Source organism: Idiomarina sp. T82-3 (genome assembly GCF_001577655.1).
Taxonomy (GTDB): Bacteria; Pseudomonadota; Gammaproteobacteria; order Enterobacterales; family Alteromonadaceae; genus Idiomarina; species Idiomarina baltica.
In genome coordinates this window covers 12,454-36,605 of record NZ_LSBQ01000026.1, presented here as the reverse complement: position 1 = coordinate 36,605, position 24,152 = coordinate 12,454, and the positions used below count along the sequence as shown (strand labels likewise).

The 24,152-nt window shown below is 45.2% G+C and carries 21 protein-coding genes; 19 read left to right on the top strand and 2 right to left on the bottom strand.

The genetic code is table 11. The features are described from left to right. Window positions 1–153 precede the first annotated feature (153 nt). Window positions 154–354, bottom strand: a complete 201-nt coding sequence (locus tag AWU56_RS12170) for a hypothetical protein (protein WP_006956255.1) — start codon at window positions 352–354, stop codon at window positions 154–156. A gap of 75 nt (window positions 355–429) precedes the next feature. On the opposite strand from AWU56_RS12170, the gene AWU56_RS12165 reads away from it, so the two are divergent. The 9 genes from AWU56_RS12165 to AWU56_RS12125 all read left to right on the top strand — a co-directional run bounded on the left by AWU56_RS12165 (window position 430) and on the right by AWU56_RS12125 (window position 7,068). After that, window positions 430–774, top strand: coding sequence for a hypothetical protein (locus AWU56_RS12165; RefSeq protein WP_006956254.1), 345 nt, complete (start codon window positions 430–432; stop codon window positions 772–774). A 66-nt stretch (window positions 775–840) separates the two neighbouring features. Further along, a complete protein-coding gene (locus AWU56_RS12160) occupies window positions 841–1,332 on the top strand; it encodes a DUF411 domain-containing protein (RefSeq protein ID WP_006956253.1) in 492 nt (163 codons plus the stop codon). A gap of 2 nt (window positions 1,333–1,334) precedes the next feature. Beyond that, a complete protein-coding gene (tatA, locus tag AWU56_RS12155) occupies window positions 1,335–1,553 on the top strand; it encodes a twin-arginine translocase TatA/TatE family subunit (RefSeq protein ID WP_006956252.1) in 219 nt (72 codons plus the stop codon). Further along, window positions 1,543–3,306: a copper resistance system multicopper oxidase gene (locus AWU56_RS12150; protein WP_006956251.1), complete on the top strand. Its 1,764-nt coding sequence runs from the start codon at window positions 1,543–1,545 to the stop codon at window positions 3,304–3,306. Before tatA ends, AWU56_RS12150 begins: the two co-directional genes overlap by 11 nt. A gap of 11 nt (window positions 3,307–3,317) precedes the next feature. Continuing rightward, a complete protein-coding gene (locus tag AWU56_RS12145) occupies window positions 3,318–4,061 on the top strand; it encodes a copper resistance protein B (RefSeq protein WP_006956249.1) in 744 nt (247 codons plus the stop codon). Between the two features lie 27 nt (window positions 4,062–4,088). Continuing rightward, window positions 4,089–4,439 (top strand): copper resistance CopC family protein, encoded by a 351-nt coding sequence (locus tag AWU56_RS12140; protein WP_006956248.1) that lies wholly within the window; start codon window positions 4,089–4,091, stop codon window positions 4,437–4,439. After that, the gene (locus AWU56_RS12135; protein ID WP_227016391.1) at window positions 4,436–5,284 is read left to right on the top strand and encodes a CopD family protein; all 849 of its coding nucleotides are present in this window, start codon (window positions 4,436–4,438) and stop codon (window positions 5,282–5,284) included. The genes AWU56_RS12140 and AWU56_RS12135 overlap by 4 nt, the downstream gene beginning before the upstream one ends. A gap of 17 nt (window positions 5,285–5,301) precedes the next feature. Beyond that, window positions 5,302–5,736, top strand: a complete 435-nt coding sequence (locus AWU56_RS12130; protein ID WP_006956244.1) for a YybH family protein — start codon at window positions 5,302–5,304, stop codon at window positions 5,734–5,736. A 21-nt stretch (window positions 5,737–5,757) separates the two neighbouring features. Continuing rightward, window positions 5,758–7,068, top strand: coding sequence for an APC family permease (locus AWU56_RS12125; RefSeq protein WP_006956242.1), 1,311 nt, complete (start codon window positions 5,758–5,760; stop codon window positions 7,066–7,068). Window positions 7,069–7,094: 26 nt separating this feature from the next. Here the strand turns inward: AWU56_RS12125 and AWU56_RS12120 are convergent, their stop codons facing one another. Beyond that, the gene (locus tag AWU56_RS12120; RefSeq protein ID WP_006956240.1) at window positions 7,095–7,841 is read right to left on the bottom strand and encodes a MauE/DoxX family redox-associated membrane protein; all 747 of its coding nucleotides are present in this window, start codon (window positions 7,839–7,841) and stop codon (window positions 7,095–7,097) included. Window positions 7,842–8,229: 388 nt separating this feature from the next. Here AWU56_RS12120 and AWU56_RS12115 point away from each other — a divergent pair, with 388 nt between their 5' ends. The 10 genes from AWU56_RS12115 to AWU56_RS12070 all read left to right on the top strand — a co-directional run bounded on the left by AWU56_RS12115 (window position 8,230) and on the right by AWU56_RS12070 (window position 24,144). Further along, window positions 8,230–10,935 (top strand): TonB-dependent receptor, encoded by a 2,706-nt coding sequence (locus tag AWU56_RS12115; protein WP_006956238.1) that lies wholly within the window; start codon window positions 8,230–8,232, stop codon window positions 10,933–10,935. 66 nt (window positions 10,936–11,001) lie between these two features. Continuing rightward, on the top strand, window positions 11,002–11,733 hold the full coding sequence (locus tag AWU56_RS12110) for a membrane protein (RefSeq protein ID WP_006956236.1): 732 nt from the start codon (window positions 11,002–11,004) through the stop codon (window positions 11,731–11,733). Continuing rightward, entirely contained in the window at window positions 11,730–13,376 is a 1,647-nt protein-coding gene (locus AWU56_RS12105; RefSeq protein WP_286682680.1) for a PepSY domain-containing protein, read from the top strand. Before AWU56_RS12110 ends, AWU56_RS12105 begins: the two co-directional genes overlap by 4 nt. Window positions 13,377–14,034: 658 nt before the next feature. Next, window positions 14,035–15,324, top strand: a complete 1,290-nt coding sequence (locus tag AWU56_RS12100) for a TolC family protein (protein ID WP_286682679.1) — start codon at window positions 14,035–14,037, stop codon at window positions 15,322–15,324. Between the two features lies 1 nt (window position 15,325). Continuing rightward, a complete protein-coding gene (locus tag AWU56_RS12095; RefSeq protein WP_286682678.1) occupies window positions 15,326–16,852 on the top strand; it encodes an efflux RND transporter periplasmic adaptor subunit in 1,527 nt (508 codons plus the stop codon). Beyond that, the gene (locus tag AWU56_RS12090; protein WP_271331978.1) at window positions 16,845–19,970 is read left to right on the top strand and encodes an efflux RND transporter permease subunit; all 3,126 of its coding nucleotides are present in this window, start codon (window positions 16,845–16,847) and stop codon (window positions 19,968–19,970) included. Before AWU56_RS12095 ends, AWU56_RS12090 begins: the two co-directional genes overlap by 8 nt. Window positions 19,971–20,549: 579 nt before the next feature. Continuing rightward, a complete protein-coding gene (locus AWU56_RS12085; RefSeq protein WP_006956222.1) occupies window positions 20,550–20,888 on the top strand; it encodes a P-II family nitrogen regulator in 339 nt (112 codons plus the stop codon). A gap of 57 nt (window positions 20,889–20,945) precedes the next feature. Then, the gene (locus AWU56_RS12080; protein ID WP_006956220.1) at window positions 20,946–21,317 is read left to right on the top strand and encodes a hypothetical protein; all 372 of its coding nucleotides are present in this window, start codon (window positions 20,946–20,948) and stop codon (window positions 21,315–21,317) included. Between the two features lie 27 nt (window positions 21,318–21,344). Further along, window positions 21,345–21,803: a hypothetical protein gene (locus AWU56_RS12075; RefSeq protein WP_006956218.1), complete on the top strand. Its 459-nt coding sequence runs from the start codon at window positions 21,345–21,347 to the stop codon at window positions 21,801–21,803. 79 nt (window positions 21,804–21,882) lie between these two features. Then, window positions 21,883–24,144 (top strand): heavy metal translocating P-type ATPase, encoded by a 2,262-nt coding sequence (locus tag AWU56_RS12070; RefSeq protein ID WP_286682677.1) that lies wholly within the window; start codon window positions 21,883–21,885, stop codon window positions 24,142–24,144. Window positions 24,145–24,152 lie beyond the last annotated feature (8 nt).

The window sequence follows — 24,152 nt, the reverse complement described above, 5'->3', positions numbered from 1 at the left end:
ACTTCGCAGAGGAACTCAACTACGGAGTCGATCTATCAACCATCTGAGGGTGGTATCAGATTGATGGGGTGAAGGTGCCCCATCAACCATTAAATCCGTGCTTCTGATCAGAGATGAAAAGCTATACTTGTTGCTTTGGTTAAAGTGAATTAGCTATTTATCAACATTTTTCCATGGGCCGAACGCTATAAAGTAAAGAAGAATGATATTTGCGATAGGGATAACAATCAGAAGACCCAATGGACCAGGGTAGCCAACTCGTTGGCAGATACGCCATGCGGGAACAATAAAAATAGCTCCCACAATCAGCATCCATAGAAAGCCCATACCTGCGAACATTTCGTGATTCATCATTATCTGCTCCTTATTTGACATGCGTTAAAATGACGTTAGACTAAAGTTTATTAAATTGCAAAAAGCAGGGTGCTCGTGCTAATTCGAATTCTGTTATTAATGACAGTGCTATTGGTGTCGATGTCGTTTTCGCAAACGGCAGATGCTCACGCATGTCATGGTAAAGGACAAATGCAGCACAGCATGATGCAAAAAGCAGACGTAAGCGACTGCGAACATGAGAAGCAAAAGCACAACTCGTGCTGTGCTGACATGACAATTCGGCATTGCTCCGGCGGCTCGGTTTTATTTGTCGGACAGTCTTCTTCGGTTAATGCCGCTGCAGTTAACCTCTGTGCCAAAGTCGATGCGCCCATCGACACCTCAATTCGTGCTAAACACGCGTCTAATTTATTCCGTCCCCCAATAATTACCGCTTAATAAGTTACTAGAAATTTAACACACGCTCGGCGTGTTTCCTTAAAACTTATTAATCGGTGAATAATTATGTCTATCAAACGCAATATCGCTGTTTTGGCGATGCTGTTTTCCGTGTCTGTATCTGCAACCGATGTAGAAGAGCAGCAACTAACCGTTCTAAAAGATCCCAACTGCGGTTGCTGTGAAAAGTGGTTACAAGCTTTACCCGATAGCTTTAGTGTGTCCGTACAACATCCGAACAACCTGACCCAACGAAAACGTGACTCCGGTATTAGTGCCGAGGTCCAATCCTGTCATACCGCTATTTCTAGTAATGGCTATGTCTTTGAGGGGCACGTTCCTCCTACATTGGTTTCTCATTATTTAGCTGGGAAAAAGTCAGAAAATGGCATTGGATTAACTGTTCCTGGCATGCCGGTAGGGTCTGTTGGTATGGAAATGGGTACTCGGTTTCAACCGTATACGGTCTATGAAATCAAAAAGGACGGTTCAATTACACCTTATCAGCAGATAGCAAGTTTAGAGCAGCAGCAAGCACTCTCAAATGGAGGGCTTTAGCTATGGGATTTGGCGGCATGAGTATGGTTCAGTTAGGAGTTTTACTGGTTATTGTCATTCTTCTTTTTGGTAGCAAAAAGCTACGAACCCTGGGATCCGATCTTGGTAGTGCGATAAAAGGGTTTAAATCATCGATTACTGATGAACCGTCTGATAGGGAAAAGGACATTCAACGTCATCAAAATTTAACCTCAAAAGAGGAGCGTCATAATGAGCAATGAGTTTAACAAAGGGCGTCGAAAGTTTATTAAATCTGCATTCACTGTGGCGTCTGCTTTAGCAATCGCCAAAGTAGCCCCAACTTGGGCTGCTCCTCAGGGACGCAGTTTTAAAGATCAGATCCTGACAAACGATGAGATTGATCTCACCATTGCAAAGTCCCCACTGCTCGTGGGAAATAAAGTAGGAACACCAATAACCATCAATGGCCAAATGCCGGGCCCTTTGATTCGTTTAAAAGAAGGGCAGCGAGCAAAGTTAAACGTGACTAACCGGTTGTCGGAAGACACATCAATTCACTGGCACGGAATTATATTGCCCGAGAACATGGATGGTGTGCCAGGCGTATCTTTCGAAGGGATAAAGCCAGGACGAACGTTCAAGTACCGCTACGATGTCGAGCAAAACGGAACTTATTGGTATCACAGCCATTCCGGTTTGCAGGAGCAACTGGGACACCTGGGGCCGTTAGTGATTGAACCCAAAGACGGAGACATTGGTGCTGATCGAGAACATACCATTATTCTCAGCGACTGGACATTCGAAGATCCGGATACCGTGTTTCGTAACTTGAAAGTTGCGGAGGGGTACTATAACTATCAAAAACGTACGATATTTGAGACCTTCGAGGACGTGCGACAGCAAGGGTTAGAGAAAACCTGGAAGCAACGAGAAATGTGGGGGCAAATGCGAATGAGCCCCCGTGATATTGCGGATGTGACGGGCAGTACTTATACCTACCTGATGAATGGTCGCGATTCAGCAATGAACTGGTCAGCATTGTTTAAGCCTGGTGAAAAAGTACGCCTTCGTATCATTAACGGTTCGGCAATGAGTTTCTTCGACGTGAGAATCCCTGGATTGGAGATGACGGTTGTGGCCGCTGACGGGCAGCCTGTGAAGCCAGTGCCAGTTGACGAGTTCCGCATTGGTGTGGCGGAAACCTACGATGTAATTGTCCAGCCTAAGCAAAACAAGCCTTACACTATTTATGCTGAGAGCTTTGATCGAAGTGGTTATGTCAGAGGAACATTAACGCCAGAACTTGGTCTTGAGGCTGAAGTGCCTGAACTACGGCAAGCTCCTGAGCGAGGCATGGCCGCTATGGGCATGGGAGCGATGGCAATGTCTGGTGATATGAAAGGCAATAGCATGAATATGAAGCATATGGGCGGCAATAACAGCCATATGACGCATAAAATGACACACAAAAAAGAGCTCCCGGTCGAAAACATTAAAATCAAACACCGTGAATCCGGACATGGCGCCGGGGCGGCTATGATTGCTACTAATCCGATAAGCCGTTTGCATGAACCCGGGATTGGATTGGAAGACGTTGATCATAAAGTGTTGGTGTATACCGACTTGATCGGCGCGCATGAATGGCCGGATACGCGAGAGCCTGAGCGACAGATAGAGCTGCACTTAACGGGTAATATGGAGCGTTACATGTGGTCTTTCGACGGGAAGAAGTTTACCGAGGTGGATGGCCCAGTTCAGTTTCATCATGGAGAACGACTGAGGTTGGTGATGGTAAACGATACGATGATGGACCACCCCATACACCTACACGGTATGTGGATGGAACTTGAAAACGGACAGTATCCACGCCCACGCAAACATACGATTAGCCTGAAGCCGAGCGAAAAAGTGTCGTTATTGATAACGGCAGACGCGCCGGGTAGTTGGGCGTTCCACTGTCACCTGTTGTATCACATGAAAGCGGGTATGTTCCGTGTGGTCAATGTCGCATAAGGAGGACTATTATGTACGGTAAATCATTATTAGTGGGTGCGGCGTTGTTGCCAGGTTTAGCAGTCGCCGGACATGCGAAAGAGGACTGGCCTGAACCCGTCAAAGAATATTACACCGGGCAAGTACTGTTCGATCGGTTGGAGTTAACGCGAACCAACGAGGAAGAGAACCTAGCCGTCTGGGACATGATTGCTTGGTATGGCGGTGACTATCACCGAGCTGTTTTCAAGAGTGAAGGGGAGAATGTTCAAGACGACGGTGAGCCCACTGACTTAGAAAGTGCCGAACTGCTGTATGGGTATCTGGTGTCTCCGTATTGGTCGTTTCAGGCCGGTATCGGTACGCGAGGCAGCTTATCGTCGGATGCCTCGATGGAAAACTATGCGGTCTTAAGTTTTATGGGTTTGGCGCCGTACTGGTTTGAAATGGATAATTCTTTGATGATGAACGAAGAAGGCGATGTCCAATTTGTTAGCGAAACCGAGTACGAGTGGCAGTTAACACAAACCTCGTACTTACAACCTCGCATTGAGTTAACAGCCAACCTGACAGACTCAGACAAATATGAACGGCAAAGTGGCTTGAGCAACTTGCGCGTGGGGTTGCGATATCGCCATGAAATAAGTCGTGAATTTGCCCCTTACATTGGTGTGTATTGGAACGGGGCGTTAGGAAATACGGCAGATGAAATGAAACGAATGGGTGAAGACACCACAGAAACAGGCGTGGTCCTTGGGGCCAGAGTTTGGTTTTAATTGATAATAAAACAAAGAGGAAACAACATGAAAAACGTACTTAAATTAGCCTTCGGTACCGCGTTATTTTTTAGTGCATGGGCCAGCGCTCACGTCGGCCTAACATCCAGTAGCCCGGAGGACGGTGCTACTTTGTCCGAGTCACCTACGGAAATTACGATGAATTTTTCCGGTGATGTTCGTCTGGCTAAAATTATGCTGCACTCAGATGACGGTAAAATGCATCCGCTGGACTTTTCGATGAGCATGACTCCCAAAGCAGCGTACGAAATTGCTGTTAAAAACAATTTGGCGTCAGGTGGTTATACGGTTTATTGGACGGCAATGGGTGGGGACAGTCATAAAATATCGGGTGATTTTAGCTTTGAGGTGAAATGATGACCCTTTGGAGTGTGGCCAGCGTTTTAACGTTGGCCTTTATATTCTGGCTTAACGCGGTGATGACTGCCTCGCCTTATATCGTTTATTTGTCCGGTTTAAAAAAGCAGTCTGAACGAAAGAATAGCCTTGTTGCGTTGCTTCTATTACTGGCAAGCCTTCTGTATTTTTTTCTGAAAGTCGGTAGTTTTGCTGCTGAAGGCTTTGCCGGCATGATTGACACGACCTACATGCAGTTTATATGGACCGGCCCTGTTGGGTTGTTCATCCAACTTCAGATAGCGGTTGCTATTGCTTGGATTGTTTACTCCGTTGTTAAGCTAAAACGTATAAAGTGGGTGCTATATGTTGTCGCCATTGGACTCATGGGATGGAGCTTTTTAAGTATTGGTCACGGCAGTGACGCCGTCTGGTGGGGAAAGCTAGCGCTTTTAACACACTTGTTAGTCGCTTGGGTTTGGTTCGGCAGTCTTAACTCATTGCGAAAGCTGGCAACGTCGGTACCGCTTGCTAAAGCGAAAGCCATTATGGAGCGTTTTGGTGTGCATATGTCTGCAGCGGTTCCAATACTCCTTATTGCGGGCTTGGTTATGTATCGTAGTGCAACAGGGCGATGGATGCCAGAGCTGCCGCTTACGTCGTATGACACGGTACTACTAGCGAAACTTGTGTTTGTGGCGCTGATTCTCCTTGTTGCCGCATTGCATAAATTAAAGTTCGTACCGCAATTAAATGATAACGCGGCCGCCAAGCGACTCAAAAACTCCATAACGGCGGAAATGGTATTGGCTGTCACTATTTTTACCCTGGCCTCTGCGTTAAGCAGCGCGTTTTCCCCTAGTTAATGTAAGGAATAATAAGAATGAAATTATTCATGAGTGTTTTTATGGTTTCGGTGCTGTTTATTTCAGCGCCTAGTAGTGCCGAGGAAGTATCTGAACCGACAGTTGTGCTTGATAGGTTTCGAACGGCTTTGACTGAAGGTGACACGGAAGTCGTTAAAGATGTGCTTTCCAATGATGTGTTTATCTTTGAAGGTGGTGGTGTTGAACGATCCTTGGCCGAGTACAGTGCTCATCACCTTAAGTCAGATATTAAGTTTAGCCAGGCGGTTCCTTCACAGTTGCTTGAAAGGACAGTACAAGAAGCCGATGGCCTTGCTGTGATCACTTCTCGGTATAGCGTTTCCGGGGAGTATAACGGGCGTGAGGTTGATTTAACGATGAATGAAACCGTAACCGTATCAAATACGACTGAGTCTGGCTGGAAAATTATCCGGATCCATTGGTCCAACTGAGTTCAATCACAGGAGCTGATTATGGCAGAACACGATCATGAACACGGACATCAGGATTATCAGAAAAGCAGCCTGAGTCTTTGGGGGGCGGTGTCGCTGGGGACTGGTGTGATGATTGGCGCTGGTATTTTTGCACTGACCGGACAAGTTGCTCAGCTGGCAAGAGAGTGGTTTGTCCTGGCGTTTGTGTGCGGCGGTATCATTGCCGGTTTCAGCGCCTATTCGTATGTGAAACTGGCCAAAGCATACCCGTCAGCGGGGGGCATTGCGATGTTCCTCAGTAAAGCCTATGGGAAAGGAAGTGTGACGGCAATATTCGCACTCTTGATGTACTTTTCTATGGTGATTAATGAAAGTTTAGTCGCTCGGACATTTGCGTCCTATACCAGCCAATTAATTTCTTTTGAAGCGCAGTGGCTTGTCCCGTTGTTGGCGGTTGGTTTGCTGGTCTTTGCGTTTTTTATCAATATTTTGAGTAATCAGTTTATTCAAACGTTCTCGTTTTTTATGGCCTTTGTTAAGGCTTTAGGATTGGTGATTTTAGCGGCTGGTGGTTTGTGGGCCTCAGGCATTCAGTTTGAATCGATATCGGCTATTCCAGAAGAAGCTACCGGCGGCGGTATTTTAGCGGGGATTGCTTTAAGCATACTTGCGTACAAAGGGTTTACAACAATAACCAATAGTGGCGGTGAAATTGTTGAGCCCAAGAAAAATGTCGGGCGTGCCATTATTATTTCGTTGATTATCTGCGCGTTAATATATGTTCTGGTCACTCTGGCGGTTGGCTCGAGCCTGTCCATAGATGAGATTGTGAAAGCGAAAGATTATGCGCTTGCTGAAGCTGCCAGACCCGTCTATGGCGAGACTGGACTTTGGGTAACGGTCGCTTTTGCAATTGTCGCAACGGTATCCGGTGTGATCGCGAGCGCGTTTGCCGTCTCGAGAATGTTGGCTATGTTGACCAATATGAAACTTGTGCCACACAGTCATTTTGGGATGCCAGGTTCCATTCAGAAGCACACACTGGTTTACACTATCGTGATGGCTATGGTCTTAGCTGCTTTTTTCGATTTGAGCCGAATCGCTTCGCTTGGTGCTATTTTTTATATCGTTATGGACATTGCGATCCACTGGGGGGTATTGAGACATCTTAGACAAAAAGTGAATGCCAATATTTACATACTTGTCAGCGCAATCACGCTAGATGTCATCGTTTTAGCCGCTTTTATATGGGTGAAATGGACAAGCGATCCGCAGGTTATTTGGGCGTCTCTTATCGGTATGGCATTGATTGCCGCTGGTGAGATTTTGTTTTTACGTAAAAAGCGTTAAGAAAAAGAGCGCATAGCGCTCCTTTTCTAGTTCATTGTAAAAAACATCCAGATAGCCATAGCGACCATCATGAGGTTTTCAGTGAGCGAAATGAAGCCTAACGGCACATTACTTGAGCCACCGACACAGGCACATTTTAGCTCACGTTTGTCGACATAAACGGCTTTAAAAACGGAGACAGAACCCACGATGCCTATGAATAACGCAATAGGGATGGAAATGACATGAGCAAATTCCGCTGCCATTAACAGACCCGCCAAGCCTTCGGCGTAGGGGTAAACACGGCCATAAGGCACCCATTTTTTGGCGAGAAGATCGTAGTTGAGAAACATGGTAGAGAATTTCTCTACGTCCTGGAGTTTGAGCAAGGCCAGAACCACCATCGAGAAACTGATGAACCACTCGATGGTTTGTCCGGTAAATGCGCGACCAAAAGACAACCACGACGTGGCTACGGAGAGGAGCGCTGTCATAATAAATAATGCAATAACGGGTCGGTAACTGGTTGCGTCAGGGTCAGGAAGAGGTTTTCCAAGAAAGGCTCGAACCTCTTCGTACCCACCGATGCGTTCATCACCAATAAACACTTGTGGAGTGGTATCGACGTTGTGTTTTTCCTTGAATATGTCGGTTTCCTCGCGGCTTTCCAGTAGGTTGTCGTCCACATCGTAACCGTTGGCTTTAAGTAAGTGCCGGGTTTTTAAACCGAAAGGGCATTGGTGGTCAGGTGTCGACATTCTGTAAAGCGTGGCTTTTTTAATTGATTGACTCATAGCCAAGTTCCTTACGTAAAACTTATGTATTCATGTACGCATTATAGTCGGCAAAAGATTAAAAGCATCAATAATCAGAAGAGGGTAAAAATTCATTAAAAATGAAAAATTATTTTTATTTTGAAAAAAGTGGACAACTTTTTTTATAGCTTTTCTAGTCATCTTGAAGAGCTTATTTTAAAAGATTATTGATACATGAGGATAACTCTAAGTTGAATATACAACTGCTATAGGCTTTGCTGTTAAAGGTTTTTTTATACAACTTTAATCGTTTTTAGCTTGACTAAAATTCTGAGGTTTCTATTCTGAGAGTTGTATAAACAACTTAGATAGCAGTACGAAGTCTAATCGGAAAGTAAAATAATTATAATCTAATCGAGGTGACAAAATGCAAAAGTTACTTAAGTCTGCTGTCGCTATAGGTGTATCTGCGGCACTTTTTAATACAACAACAGTTTGGGCACAGTCAGGATCTGATAATACTCAAGCCGAAGACGTTGAGAAAATCACGGTGACTGGTTCGCGAATTCAGCGAATAGAAGCAGAAAGTGCTGCTCCTGTTCAGGTTTTCACGGCGGAAGATATAGAAGTATCGGGAATGACCTCGGTAGAAATGATTTTACAGAGAATGTCAGCCTCTGCTGGTTTTGCTGGCAGCCAGAGTAATGCCTACTGGACAGGTAACGGCTATGGCACCGCTCAAGTTAATTTGCGTGGGCTGGGCATTAACCGAACGCTTGTACTGCTGAATGGCCGTCGTGTTGTTAACGGCGGTACTGGCGCAAACAGCTCTGTTGACTTAAATATGATACCGGTTGAAATGATCCAGCGCATCGAGGTTCTTAAAGATGGCGCTTCAGCGATTTACGGTGCGGACGCCGTTGCGGGCGTGGTGAATATTATCACCCGTAAAAGTTACGATGGCTTTACTATCGAAGGGCGCTTAGGCTCGACAGATGATGGTGAGGGTCAAGATCGCAAAGTTAATATGATATTTGGCGCCAGCAATGATAAAGGTCGCGTAATGGCGACATTAGGCTATCGTTCTTCAGACGAAGTTAATATGGCTGATCAAGCGGGTTGTGCTTTGGGTGAATTAACGCCAGGCCAACTGGATTGCTTTGGAAGTTCAAGTACCATTGGGGGTAGGGCAACCATATTGACGGGTCCAAATGCTGGTGATCGTATTAATTTCAGTCAAGATGCTGATGGTAACGGTGATTTTTATGAGCCCTACAGCGCTGAGGAACATAACTTTGCATTTTTTCCTTATTTAAATTCGGTTAACCCAATTACAAACTGGAATTTCTCTGCTTTCGGGGATTATCAACTGTCTTCGGATGCGGCGGTTTTTGCTGAAGTTTTATACAACAACCGAACCTCCGATCAATTAGCAACGCCGGGAACATTAAGAGGTATTGAGTTTGATGCCAGCCACCCAACAAACCCAACGGGCGAAACAATTCGACTTGAAGGTCGTCGCTTATTAGAAGGTGGACCAAGAACGTTCTTTCAAGATGTTAATACGTTCAGAACGGTCGTCGGCATGAATGGTGTTATTGGCTCAGGTTGGAACTGGGAAGTTGCTTATAACTATGGCCGTAATACAGCCATTGACGGTATGACCAATATCGTCAATATGCAGCGTCTATCTGCGGGCCTAGACCCTAATACATGCGGCTCCAATGGCATTCCCTGTATCGACTTGTTGGGTTATGGGGATCTGTCTCAAGAGGCATTGGATTACATCATGTTTCGCACGACTGATAATGGGGGGAATGAACAACGTTCATTGACCGCAAACATTTCAGGCGACTTATTTGAAATGCCTGCTGGATGGGTGCCAGTCGCTTTTGGTGTTGAACATCGTAAAGAGAAAGGTTGGCGAAACCCGGATTCATCAATTGTTGCTGGCATTATGAATACCAATCAGGCGGACCCGATAGAAGGGAGCTATACAGTTGATGAAGTTTACGCTGAGACTTCTTTACCGTTGCTGGCGGACTTACCACTGATTCAGTCGTTGAATTTAGATTTAGCGTATCGTTACAGTGATTATGACACCTTTGGTAGTGATGGAAATTATAAAGCGAGCGTTCACTGGCGTGTATCGGATGCTTTGAAAGTGCGGGCGACTCAGTCAACTGCTTTTCGTATTCCAAACATACCTGAACTCTTCGGTGGTGTTGCTGAAGGAAATCTGACAACAACGGACCCGTGTGACGGATGGGATCAAGCCGGCGCTAACCCAACTGTGGCGGCAAACTGTCAAGCAGACGGCGTTCCTGCAGGGTATGAACAATTTGGTGCAACAGTGCTTACCACTGTTGGTGGGAACCCAGATTTAAAACCGGAAGACGCAGATACTTTCACTGCTGGTTTCGTATGGGATATCGGCTCGGCGGACAATTTACAATTGACGGTTGATTACTACGATATTGATATTGAGAATGCTATCCAAAGAATTCCCGGTTCAACGAAGCTGTCTGTCTGCTATAACTCAGAAAATCTATCGCACCCATTTTGCAGTCCGGAGCATTTCACGAGAGATTCTTTAACTGGCGATATTAACTTTTTGTCTGCTCAACCCACCAATGCCGCAACTGAAAATGTGTCGGGTATTGATACGGCTTTGTTTTATAACACCGAGCTGCTGGGTTGGAAAAGTGACTTCAGTTGGAATGTCAGTTACCTAAATGAGTATACATTTGCGCCTTTCGTTGGTGCGGATGAAATTGAGTATGCCGGATATATTACTGGCGGTAGAGGGAGTTATACGCATTGGCGTTCAAACGCTTCGGGAACCTTTATGAAACAGGACTGGCGTGTACATTACTCCGTCCAGTACATTGGACCTGCCGATGACATTAATGCTGCTCCGGGAGATATTGGAGCCCGAGCCCCCAGTGTTTTCTATCATAACGTGCAGGGAACTTATTTCGTAAATTCAAAACTGAGCGTGACTGGCGGTGTTAATAACCTTTTTGACAAAGAACCGCCTTATATTCAAAGTTGGACGGACGCCAATACTGACACTATGACATATGACTTGTTAGGCCGTCAGTTATATCTGAAGGTACGTTACAGCTTTTAAAGACTAGACTGGCTGTCGCTTTTCCCTGGGAGCGGCAGCTTTTTTTTATTAAATTTGAGGTAGGGTATGACTCAAAAGAAACGCTCCAGTAGCTGGCGAGTTTGGCATCGTTGGCTATCTTTGATTTTTGGCCTGCAAATGGTTATTTGGACAATCAGTGGCGCTTACATGGTGTTCTTCGATTTGGATTATATTCATGGTGATCACTTAGTTCAGGATATAAGCCAGCCAATACCGAAAGGTGTTGAAATATCAAGCTTAAATGACCTGTTGAGCCGCTATCCAGAAACACGAAAAACGTCGTTAAAAAGCGTATGGCTGAATCAGAAGTTACAGCCGGTGTATAAAATAGAGAGTAACGAGGGAGCGTTTTTAGTTAATGCGGAGTCGCTGCAGCGTATTGATATAACCGAACAACACATTAAAGAGTTAGCGAATCAATATTACACGAAGGATCCCGACGCTATTGAATCGGTCGTTTACATGACTGATAACCCACCAACAGAAGTGAGTGGTGCTTTGTTACCGATTTGGCAGGTAAATTATGACGATTTCGGTAATACCAGTCTGTATTTATCTGAAACGACCGGGGAGCTTTTGGTAAAGCGACATACGTTTTGGCGGGGGTTTGATATCGCCTGGATGTTACACATAATGGACTACGATGAGCGTGTGGATATCGAGACCTGGTGGTTAAAGGGCTTTATTATCGGTACGTTTATTTTAATGATAACGGGCACTGTCCTGCTTTTTTATACGATTACGTTTAAGAGAAAATCGACTGGGGGTGCTCAATGATAAGGTTTATGCAATGGCTTCATCGTTGGGTGAGTTTGGTTTTAGTGATTCAAGTCGCTTTGTGGCTAGTGAGTGGGTTATTTTTTAGCTTAACCGGACATCACGGAATGTCAGGCCACCAATATATGGTCTCAAAAAACTCTGAACCCCCACTTAAAAAAATAGCGCCTCAAATCGATGTTACTGAAATGCATCAACGATTCCCCTTAGCTCACTCCATTGAACTGGTCAGTGTTGCCGGGGTAGGTCAGTATCAGGTGTCTCTGCCAGATGGACGTTTGCTTTACTTCAACGCAGATACCGGTGAACGGTGGTCTACGGACCAAGCTTTGGCGACTCAGCTAGCGCTGAATAGCTACAATGGACCGGGCCAGGTTGAAAGGGTTGAAAGAGTCAAGGGAAGCGATGAAGTGAATGGCTGGAATGCCTCAGGATTCCGCATTGATATCGAGGATGATCTTAATACCCGAATATATATCGATGAAGCGTCATCCCGGGTTGTGGAACATCGTAATACGCCATGGACAATCGCTGACTGGGCGTTTCGTCTGCACTTTATGGATTACACGGGCGGTCGAAGTTTTAATCATCTATTGATATGGAGTGCTGGATTATTCGCTCTTTGGTTTTCATTATCCGGTTTAATTCTCTTAGGCCGAAATATTACTAACGGTGACTTTAATCCAAAACGTAAGAAAACGTGGCTAGAATATTTTCAGCAGAAAGGGCAACCAATTGCGAGTAATTGTGGCGGAGGCGGTACCTGTGGGTTATGTAAAGTGACACTGCAAGGCAGCAATATACCCAGCCCGAAAACAGCTGATAAAGCGTTATTGAGCGCCAACGAATTAGAAGCAGGAACGCGCCTATCTTGTCAACACAGAACGTCATCCAATTATGACGTTAAGCTGCATAATGTCGGAGTCGATGATATTGCTTTAACACTTGATTCAAAGCGGCAACTCACTCCATCCATTATGGAGCTTACTTTTGTAAGTTCAGACCCCGTTAGTTATGAAGCCGGGCAATTTATGCAGTTCCGTATTCCACATTTAAACGAAATATTGTCACGGCATTACTCTGTTGCTACGCGGCCTAATCCGACTCGGTTTGTATTTAACATAAGGCAATTGCCATCGCCAAGTGAAGGGGTTCCCCCGGGCATCGGTTCAAATTACCTATGCAATCTGGAAGCTGGTGCGCGAGTCGATGCCATAGGGCCATTTGGTGACTTTCAGCTGACGAAACAAAATAATCACACGCAAGTCTTTATCGGAGGCGGCGCCGGTGTTGCACCGTTAAGAGCGTTAATACAAAGTGAGTTAGCAGCAGATTCTCCTCGTCGTTGCATATTCTTTTACGGCGCACGATATGAAAAAGAGCTCTGTTATAGGGATGAGTTCGAAAGAGATGAGCGGTTAAATTATATACCGGTACTTTCAGAGGTTGCTAAATCAGATGCGTGGGCCGGGCACACTGGCTTTGTGCACGAAACTGCAATGAAATGGTTGGCAGATGAAAACAAAGACACATTGGACGTTTACGTGTGTGGTCCTCCACCAATGCTGAAAGCGACGTTAGAGTCTCTTGCTGACTTTGGCGTTCCGCGAGAACAAGTAAGGTTCGATGACTTTGGGATTTAGCGCGTAAAAATGCCTGAATTAAAGATGAATCTGGGTGGTGATATGGGAGCTGTATTATCACTTAGATTCATTACCTAGTTATGGCTACTTCTTTTAATCGGTTGATCTTTATCAGACAAAGAGATATTATTTTAACATGTTTTTACAGTAAAGCTTCGCATGTATCGTTTAATCATTGCCCTACTGCTATTAGCAGTAACAACAATGTCATTTTCACAAACTATCAGTACGGAAAAGGCATGTATGCACGATCCTACTGAGCAAGTTTGCGATCTTGCAGATTGCGAAGTGTCACATTCTCTTACCGATAACTGTTGCTCTGATTCAATGATGCGTCATTGTTACAGCCCGTCAATTACTGTCGTTTATTCTGAGCAATCCACCGTTCCGCCTATTGAGAAGCTGGTTTTTAACGCTTCCTCATTCTTAGATACGAATATTAAAGAAAAGCATTCTCTCTCGCTTTTTCGCCCCCCAATCCACTCTTAAAAATACGAAATTTCTCGCTCCTGGCGCGTTTATCGTCCAGGTAAAAGCACAGCTATAAGCTTTGGTTCGGTCATTGTCGTTACGACGTCGTTCGTCGTCCTCGTTACGGTCCGACTCATAACTTGGTCTGTGTTTAATTTAAAAATTCACAGTTTTTGAGAGTAACAATATGAAACTTTTAAGAAGAATGGCTTATTTAAGTGTTCTGACTGTAGTGGTGCCAAATGTCGTTAATGCACAAGAGCCGCTTTTGAATTTGCAAGAAGCAGTGAGTATCGCTGTACAAGAAGATCCTTGGTTAACGGCAAGTAAGCAAACCCAAGAAGCATTCGCGAGTGAAGCAATAGCCTCTTCCAGTTTGCCTGACCCTAAAATATCGCTCACGGCTGCCAGTTTCCCGGTTGACAGTTTTAGTTCAAGACAGGAAGGAATGACCCAGTTAGTCGTCGGTGTTTCACAAACATTTCCCAGAGGAGACACATTATCGTTGTCTCGTAAGCAGAAAAACCAATTAGCTCAAAAACAACCGTTTTTGAGAGCGGATCGTATTGCAAAGGTCAAAACAACGGTCACGAAGTTGTGGTTAGATGTTTTTTTCTCTCAGCAAAGTATTCGCTTGATTGAATCGGATAGAGCGCTTTTTGAACAGTTAGTGTCGACCGCCAAGGCAAGTTATACCAGTACCGAAGGAAAAGCACGGCAGCAGGATGTTATTAGGGCCCAGCTTGAGCTCACACGACTGGATGATAGGTTGACGTCACTGCGACAAAAAGAGGAGCGACTTCAAAGCGAATTGTCGGAATGGATAGGTGTTATAGCGAAATCAAGGTTACCGGATGACCTTCCGAGTCTTACGCTGAAGAAGACATTGCTATCACCTTCGACAATACCGAAACAAGCCTTGTACGAATTGATAAAAGAACACCCGGTTTTGCAAGCGACCGATCAAGACATTTTGGCGTCGGAGACGTCTGTCGAGCTCGCTCAGCAAGGTTATAAACCGCAATGGTCAGCCAATCTGAAATATGGCCATAGAAACGACGATCCAAGCGGCAATGACCGTGCCAACTTGCTGTCAGCCGGGGTTACGTTCGATGTCCCTTTATTTACTGATAACAAACAGGATAAGCAGGTACGCTCAGCAAAGTTTAGAACGGAAGCAAAAAGAACTGAAAAACTGCTGATTGCCAGACAGTTAATAGCCAATTTACGCAGTACCTTTGTACAACTGAATCGTTTGAATGAACGCGCTGCTCTTTATCGTGAAGAGCTACTTCCACAAATGTCCGCCCAGTCTGAAGCTGCATTGACAGCTTACAACAATGATGATGGCGACTTTGCAGAGGCGGTGCGTTCACAGATTGCGGAAGTCAACGCAAAAATTGATGCATTAGCAATCGCCATCAACCGCCAAAAATTGATTGCCGAAGCAAACTACTTATTACTTTCAGGAGTGTAAAATGAAAACAGTCACCAAATCTCTTATAAGTTTAGCTGTAGGCTTTGCAGTTGGCGCTGGCGCTATTGGCTATGTAATGCAATCGACTGAAGTGTCTGAGCGTTCATCGGGCAATGCAGAAAAAGAGCCGTTATATTGGGTGGCTCCGATGGATCCCAATTATCGTCGAGACAAACCAGGAAAGTCTCCAATGGGGATGGACCTTATTCCTTACTATGGTGATGATGCAGAAGAGAGTTCACCTGGTACGGTGAGAATTGATCCCGACGTTATTAATAACCTTGGGGTTACAACTGCAACGGTCACCGTTTCGAGACTCAACCTGGATATCGAAACGGTCGGTTATGTTCAGTTTGATGAGAACCGAGTGCTGACAGTAAGTCCCCGTGTTGAAGGCTGGATTGAGAAGCTTTTCGTAAAAGCGGTTGGTAACTCGGTTAAAGCCGGCGAGCCTTTATACAGTATTTACTCTCCTGAAATGGTTAATGCGCAAGAGGAGCTTGTATTGGCCTCGCAAAGAGGTAATCAGGTGCTAATTGATGCCGCTGAAGAACGCTTAAGAGCTCTGCAAGTCTCTGAATCTGAGATTAAGAAGTTAAAAGAAACTCGTAAAATTCAGAAAACAATCACGGTAAAAGCAAAGCAGTCCGGGGTATTGGATAGACTGACTGTGCGTGAAGGTGCGTTTGTAACGCCGAGTATGAATTTAATGACCATTGCTCAACTGGATAAAATTTGGGTTATTGCAGAAGTCTTTGAGCGGCAATTGAACCAGGTTGAGGTAGGCAATGACGTTCAAATGAACCTTGAGTATGCTCCAGGTAAAGAGTGGCAAGGAAAGGTTGATTATGTCTATCCGTCACTTAACCCTAAAACTCGGACGGGACAAGTTCGAATTCACTTCGACAACCCAGATGGTTTTTTAAAACCGGGCATGTTTGCGAATCTTAACATTAAGGCTGGTTTAGGCGACAAAAACTTAATCATCCCTAAAGAAGCGCTTATCCGAATGGGTGGTTCGAACCGAGTTGTACTGGCACTGGGTGATGGGAAATTTAAATCAGTTAATGTTGACGTTGGGCGGTTAGGGAGCTCGCGAGTTGAAATTTTATCGGGTCTTATGGCAGGTGATGACATCGTTACTTCAGCTCAGTTTTTGATTGATTCTGAGTCCAGTAAATCCTCTGACTTTAAGCGCATGCAACATGACACTGATGCTGATAACGAGAGCCATGGCAGTATGTCAAGTGACGCAGCAGCTCAATCTGTCTGGGTTGAAGCAACCGTTAAAAATGTTATGCCTCAGCACTCGATGGTTACGCTGGAGCACGGTGAGATTTCTGAATGGGACTGGCCTGCAATGACGATGGACTTCGATGTTGCTTCGGATGTTGAACTTTCTCAGCTTAGCACGGGGTTATCCTTGCATGCGGAAATAACGCAAGTCGGGAAGCAACAGTACCAGCTCACATCGATTCATATTCCTGAGCAAAAACAAGTGACAGAGCAGGAGCATAACCATGATTAAGTCAGTCATTCGATGGTCAGTGAGTAACCGTTTTTTCGTTCTTCTGGCGACATTAATCCTCGTGGGTGTTGGTGCTTTTGCGGTTAAGAATACGCCCGTAGACGCACTGCCGGACTTGTCGGATGTCCAGGTGATCATTAAAACCAGCTATCCGGGTCAAGCGCCGCAGGTGGTAGAAGATCAAGTAACCTATCCATTAACAACCGCTATGCTGTCTGTCCCCGGCGCTAAAACCGTCCGTGGATATTCGTTTTTCGGCGACTCCTATGTGTATGTCATTTTTGACGAAGATACAGACGCTTACTGGGCGCGTTCGCGAGTACTGGAATATTTGTCTCAGGTTGCTCCGACACTGCCTTCTAATGCAAGACCGCAATTAGGCCCTGATGCAACAGGGGTTGGTTGGGTGTATTTGTATGCCTTGGTTGATCGTACGGGTAACCACAATTTGAGTGAGTTACGCAGTATGCAGGATTGGTTTTTAAAGTATGAACTGCAAACGGTCGAGGGGGTTTCGGAAGTTGCCGCCCTCGGCGGGATGGTAAAGCAGTACCAGGTGAAAGTGGATCCGGAGAAGCTGCGCGCATTCGATATTCCTCTTGCTCACATACAAAATGCTATCCAGCGAGGTAATCAGGAAGTGGGGGCGTCGGTGGTTGAAATGGCGGAAGCTGAGTATATGGTCCGGGCCTCAGGCTATATTGATGGTGTGTCAGACTTAGAGAGTATCCCGCTTGGCGTTGATGAAAATGGCACGCCATTATTGCTTAAAGACGTTGCTGATGTGGGTGTGGGCCCCCAAATGAGACGCGGTATCGCCGAACTCAACGGTGAGGGAGAAGCCGTGGGTGGTATTGTGGTAATGCGTTTCGGAGAAAATGCCCAAAAAACGATTGATGGCGTTAAACAAAAGTTGGAAGAATTAAAGTCTGGGCTACCAGAAGGTGTCGATATAGTCACTGTCTATGATCGTTCGGGGCTTATCTCGGATGCCGTGGAAAGTCTCTGGAAAAGTTTAATAGAAGAACTCGCTATTGTCGCGTTTATCTGTGTGATATTTCTCTTCCATGTCCGCTCCTCGCTGGTTGCCGTTATCAGCTTGCCTTTGGGTATTTTAACCGCGTTTATTGTCATGTATTGGCAAGGAATTAACGCGAATATTATGTCACTTGGAGGGATCGCAATCGCTATTGGCGCTATGCTCGATGGTGCCATCGTCATGATTGAAAATATGCATAAGCATATGGAAAAAACGCCACTGACAGCAGAGAACCGCTGGCGGGTGGTTGCCGCCTCTGCTTCAGAGGTGGGCCCTGCTCTTTTCTTTAGCTTGCTCATTATTACCGTCAGCTTTATGCCGGTATTTACCTTAGAAGCCCAGGAAGGGCGGATGTTTTCTCCGCTTGCTTTCACGAAAACTTACGCAATGGCAGCCAGTGCAGCCTTAGCGGTTACCGTTATCCCCGTGTTGATGGGATATTTTATCAGAGGAAAGGTAACACCTGAGGGGAAAAACCCGCTTAATCGGTTATTGATCGCCGGGTATAAACCGCTTTTAAAAGGCATTTTGAAATACCCCAAGACAGCAGTTGTCGGAGCGCTTGTTATCCTGGCCGTTGGTGTCTGGCCGATTGACAAAATTGGTAGTGAATTTATTCCAGATTTGGATGAGGGCGATTTGATGTATATGCCCACTACCTATCCCGGATTATCAATTGGTAAAGCAAGGGAGCTGTTGCAGCAAACCGACAAGCTCATAAAAACGGTACCGGAAGTGAAGACGGTTTTTGGCAAAATTGGTCGAGCGGATACCGCCACTGATCCGGCACCCCTAACGATGATTGAAACCTTTATTCAACTGAAACCGAAAGATCAGTGGAGAGACGGTATGACCACTGAGAAGTTGAAAAAAGAACTCGATGCGCTTGTAAAGTTTCCGGGGCTGACCAATGCGTGGGTTTACCCCATTAAAACTCGCATTGATATGCTATCGACAGGTATCAAAACGCCGGTAGGTATAAAAGTTGCCGGAGCCGATCTTAATGAAATTCAGACGATAGGGCAGCAGCTTGAAGCAATACTTGATGATGTCGATGGTACGGCTTCTGTTTATTCAGAGCGAGTGGCAGGTGGACGCTATGTCAAAGTTGACATAGAAAGAGAGCAGGCTGCACGTTATGGCTTGAACATTGAGGATGTGCAGCAGGTCGTTGCCACGGCTATTGGTGGAATGAATGTTTCAGAGACCATTGAAGGGCTTGAACGTTACCCAATAAACTTGCGCTACCCTCAAGATTACCGTGATTCGCCGGAAGAATTAAAGAAGCTACCTTTAGTTACGCCAAACGGGCAGCGTATTAGTTTGGCGGATGTGGCTGATGTCTACGTTGAACTTGGACCGCCGGCAATTAAAAGCGAAAACGCAAGACTTAATGGCTGGACTTTTGTCGACATTGAGGGAGTTGATGTCGGCACTTATGTTGAAAAAGCAATGAAGGTTGTAGAACAAGAACTCGAGTTGCCAGCAGGGTATTCAGTTACCTGGTCCGGGCAGTACGAATATATGGAAAGGGCAAAGGAAAAACTGACTTACGTGATTCCGTTAACGCTCGCGATTATTATCGTTCTTTTATATATGAACTTTCGAAACGCTACAGAAATAGCCATTATATTGGGAACTTTGCCTCTCGCATTGGTGGGGTCAATCTGGCTAATGTATCTTTTAGATTATAATTTCTCAGTTGCTGTAGCGGTTGGTTTTATAGCTCTAGCAGGTGTCACTGTAGAAATAGGAATACTAATGCTGACTTACCTAAACCAGTCCTATAATGAATATGAAAAAAGTCAGTTAGAGCATGGTAAAGCATTAACGAAAGACGGTCTCTCTCTTGCCGTAATGGAAGGGGCAGGACTTCGTGTTCGCCCCGTCATGATGACGGCCGTTTCTACAATTGCTGGTTTATTGCCTATAATGTTTAGCACAGGGACTGGGGCTGAAGTGGTTAGTAGAATAGCGGCGCCAATGGTTGGAGGAATGATCAGCGCTGTTATCTTAACCTTGCTCGTATTACCTGCTGTTTACTATTTGTGGCGAAAGAAAGACGTTAAGGTTAGATGATACCTTACTCTGTGAATATCACCTGCACACCTTTGATCTCGATCAATGATGTGCAGGGGGTAGTATGCTAATTTGTAGTATGCTAATTTATAGTATGGCAATAGGAGCGCACATATGTTTCAAGCAAAATTTTTAGTTGTGCTTATGTTAGGAATAGTGATACAGCTATCCTTCCCAGCCGCTCCTGCTTATAACAATGCTTCCAATGTACAGCACGAAAAAAGTGTTAGCCATATGTATGTTAGCAACGAAAGCAAAGATAACTTTCATTGCGATGAAAGTGAGCAATCTATCATTGACGACTGTTATTGCTGCGTAGCTGATAAATGCTCTATGGATGAAGAGTGTAACTCTGCGAACTCACCTCTAGTATTTATTCAATTCGACACCTCGATAAACTCTCCTAGCAACTTGCCACATCCCTTGTCTTATAAAGGTGATGTGAAGCAAATACTCTTCGATATTTACTACCCTCCGAAATAGCACTACTAAATTACAACTCTAGATTTTCTCGAAATTTAAGTAACTAGGCTAAACACAGTCCATAAGCTATATGCTTTAGGGCTTTTAGGGGGGGATATGAACCTATCTAAAATTACCGCTATTTTTGATCAACTTCGACAAGACTCAGTGGAAGAGGCTCTCATCGGCCGTGGCGTTAGCGGCTTTACGCTGTTTCCTGTGCGAGGACGGGGTTACTACTTCGATAGCTATAACGATGATCACTTAGTTGATCACGTACAGCTTGAAGTTTATGTGAACAGTGATGATGCGCGTGATGTTGCCCTCTTGGTAGTTGAAGCGGCCCATACTGGGGTATCTAACGAGGGATTAGTTTCTATCTCGCCAATCGATGAATTGTTCTGGGTTCACGATAAACGAGCAGCCACTAATAAAGAGCTTTCGTTACAAAGTTAACACCGAGCAAATGTTCCCTGAAACGTATTGGTAGTTTTAATTAACAGGACAGTATTGATGTCAAATAACGATCATAGAGCAGGAGTGCGGGAAATTAACTTAGTAAACCGCACTTTAAAGCTAAACGCAGAGAGTGTGAATGAAGTTCGCAAAGCTATCAAAGAAATTGACTTGTTGGTTGGTCTCGATAGCGTTGCCTACGACTCTGACCAGAACTTGTTATCGGTCGCTTATGATGCCTCTAAAGTCGATCTGACTATGATAGAGGAAAAGCTCGGAATATTTGGTGTTGAAATAAATAGTGGCTGGTGGACTCACTTGAAAGAGGAATACTACAAATTTATTGATCAAAATATTAAAGATAATGCAGAGCATACACCGTGGAGTTGCCACAGAAGCCCGCCACGTACCAAAAGCAAACGAAAGTAACAATTAATTATAGGTAAGGAGTAAAAAATGCAAATAGAAACAATCAAAGATGTACTGAGTTGGACCGTTGATTTCCACAAAAACCTGAAGGAGTGTGTGACTCACTGCTCTAAACAAAACCAAGATGAACGAGCTCGGATGATTCTAAGCTACGTGTCGGGTCATGAAGCTAGCTTAGAGCGAATGGTTGAAGGTTTTTTGAATACAGCCAACCTAAATGCATTAGACACTTGGTGTTATGACTATATTGGGAAACATCCCATCGTTGAGCATGGGCACTGCGATTCGCCTTTTAAAGAGTTAGATACCGATCACATTATGGAGAAGGTTGTAAACCATCATGAGCAAGTCATAGAACTGTATGAACACCTATATTCCCGTGTTGATATAGATAGCGCAAAAGAGCTGCTAGAAACGGTAAAGAACGTTGAAGAAAATGAAATTAAACGAATGGTGCAAACTGCGAATCGATTTTCGGATATGTAGTGAGTGACGGTTTTATCGTTGGTACTTTGCGGGAAATAGCTGTTGCTTGGCTCGTTTCCCGTCAATAAGGAGCACTGGTATGGGTGTAAAAACTGAGGATGTTCGTAGTCGTTCCATTGAGGAACTCATTATCGAGGGAGCTGGTTGCGCGAGTTGTGTTGGCAAAATCGAAAATGCATTAAAGTCTGTATCCGGCGTGGAAAATGCTGAGATGAACTTTGCCCAGCGAACGGTCAGTGTGACTGGAACAGCAAATCCGAGCGCTTTAGTGAAAGCAGTAGAGAGGGCGGGGTATAGCGCTAAAGTAGCCACTTCCCAAAGTGGCGATGATGCGTTGGCAGAAAAAGAGCAAGCCGACTGGGCTTATTACAAGCGGCTGATGCGGGAGATGACCGTTGCGCTGTCGTTAGGTGTACCTCTCATGATTTATAGCCTTTTTGTTGGTGAAATGACGGTGACCACTGCCACAGAGCGTGTGACATGGTTAGTCGTAGGTATTCTAACGTTAGGTGTACTTTACTTTTCGGGCAAACACTTCTTCGTCGGTGCCTGGCAATCTTTGAAAAATCATTCCGCTAATATGGATACGCTGATCGCACTTGGTACTGGTACCGCCTGGTTGTATTCCATGGTGGTTGTATTGGTTCCGCACCTGGTTCCGGAAATGGCGCGTCACGTATACTTTGAAGCGACCGCAATGATTATCGGTTTGATCAATTTGGGGCTGGCACTTGAACTGAAAGCTCGTGGGCGCACGTCCGAAGCCATAAAACGTCTCATTGGTTTGCAGGCGAAAACCGCAAGGGTGATTCGTGACGATAAACAATTGGATATCGCTATCGAAGACGTACTCGAGGAGGACGTAGTACGTGTTCGTCCCGGAGAAAAAATCCCTGTTGATGGAAAAGTTATAGAGGGAAGTACCACCGTTGATGAATCTATGCTAACGGGTGAACCCATGCCCGTGGAAAAATCAGTTGGTGATGACGTTGTGGCGGGCACGATAAATAAAAGTGGTTCCTTTTTGTTTCAAGCGACAAGAGTCGGAAAAGATACAGCACTTGCTCAAATTATTAACATGGTGAAACGGGCGCAAAACTCTAAGCCCCCAATCGGTCGTCTTGCCGATATTATTTCAGCTTACTTTGTGCCAGTCGTTATGATTATCGCTGTTATCAGTGCTCTAGCTTGGCTTAACTTTGGGCCTGAGCCGGCACTGGCCTTTGCTGTGGTATCAGCGACCACTGTCTTGATTATTGCTTGCCCTTGCGCATTAGGCCTGGCGACGCCTATGTCGGTAATGGTGGGTGTAGGAAAAGCCGCAGAGGCAGGTGTGCTGATTCGCAATGGCGAAGCATTGCAAACTGCTTCGAAAGTGTCGGCTATGATCCTTGATAAAACGGGCACCATCACACTTGGCTCTCCCAAAGTAACCGATGTATTAGTAGCCAGTGAGTACGATGAGCAAACAGTACTGCAACTTGCAGCCACACTTGAGTCTGGCTCTGAACATCCGCTGGCACAGGCGATAGTTGAATCAGCTCGGGAAAGAGGAATTGAAACAACTAAAGTCTCAAACTTCAATGCGATTGCTGGCCATGGCGTGGAGGCTGAAGTAGACGGGAAGTCCCTCCTTTTTGGTAATGAAAAACTGTTACGTGAACGTCAAATTGAGCTCGGTAACTTTATTGAAAAAGCCCAAGAATTAGCAGCTGAAGCTAAGACACCAATGTACTTTGCTGTTAATAATGAATTGGCTGCAATTATCGCCGTTGCAGATCCCATAAAAGACGACTCTGTCGCTGCCATCAAGCGTTTGAAAGATAATGGTGTGCGGGTAGTGATGCTTACTGGTGATAATCGTGCGACTGCAAAAGCAGTTGCTGAAAAAGTGGGAGTTAAAGAGTTTTTTGCTGAAGTTCTGCCGGAAGAAAAGTCAAAAAAAGTTCAGGAACTTCAAATGGAAGGCGAAGTAGTTGGCATGACGGGGGATGGTATTAATGATGCGCCAGCGCTGGCTATTGCCAACGTGGGCTTTGCCATCGGTACGGGAACGGATGTAGCCATTGAAAGTGCTGACATTACTTTGATGCGGGGGTCGTTACATGGTCTAGCTGATGCAGTAGCTGTAAGTAAGGCTACTCTGCGCAATATCAAGCAGAATCTATTCGGTGCTTTTATTTACAACGTGGCAGGTATACCTTTTGCCGCAGGTGTACTGTACCCGTTTCTCGGCATTCTATTAAGCCCTGTCATTGCCGGTGCAGCCATGGCTTTTTCGTCACTCACGGTAGTGAGTAACGCTAATCGGTTGCGCTTTTTCAAAGCCAAGAAACATTAACGCACCTT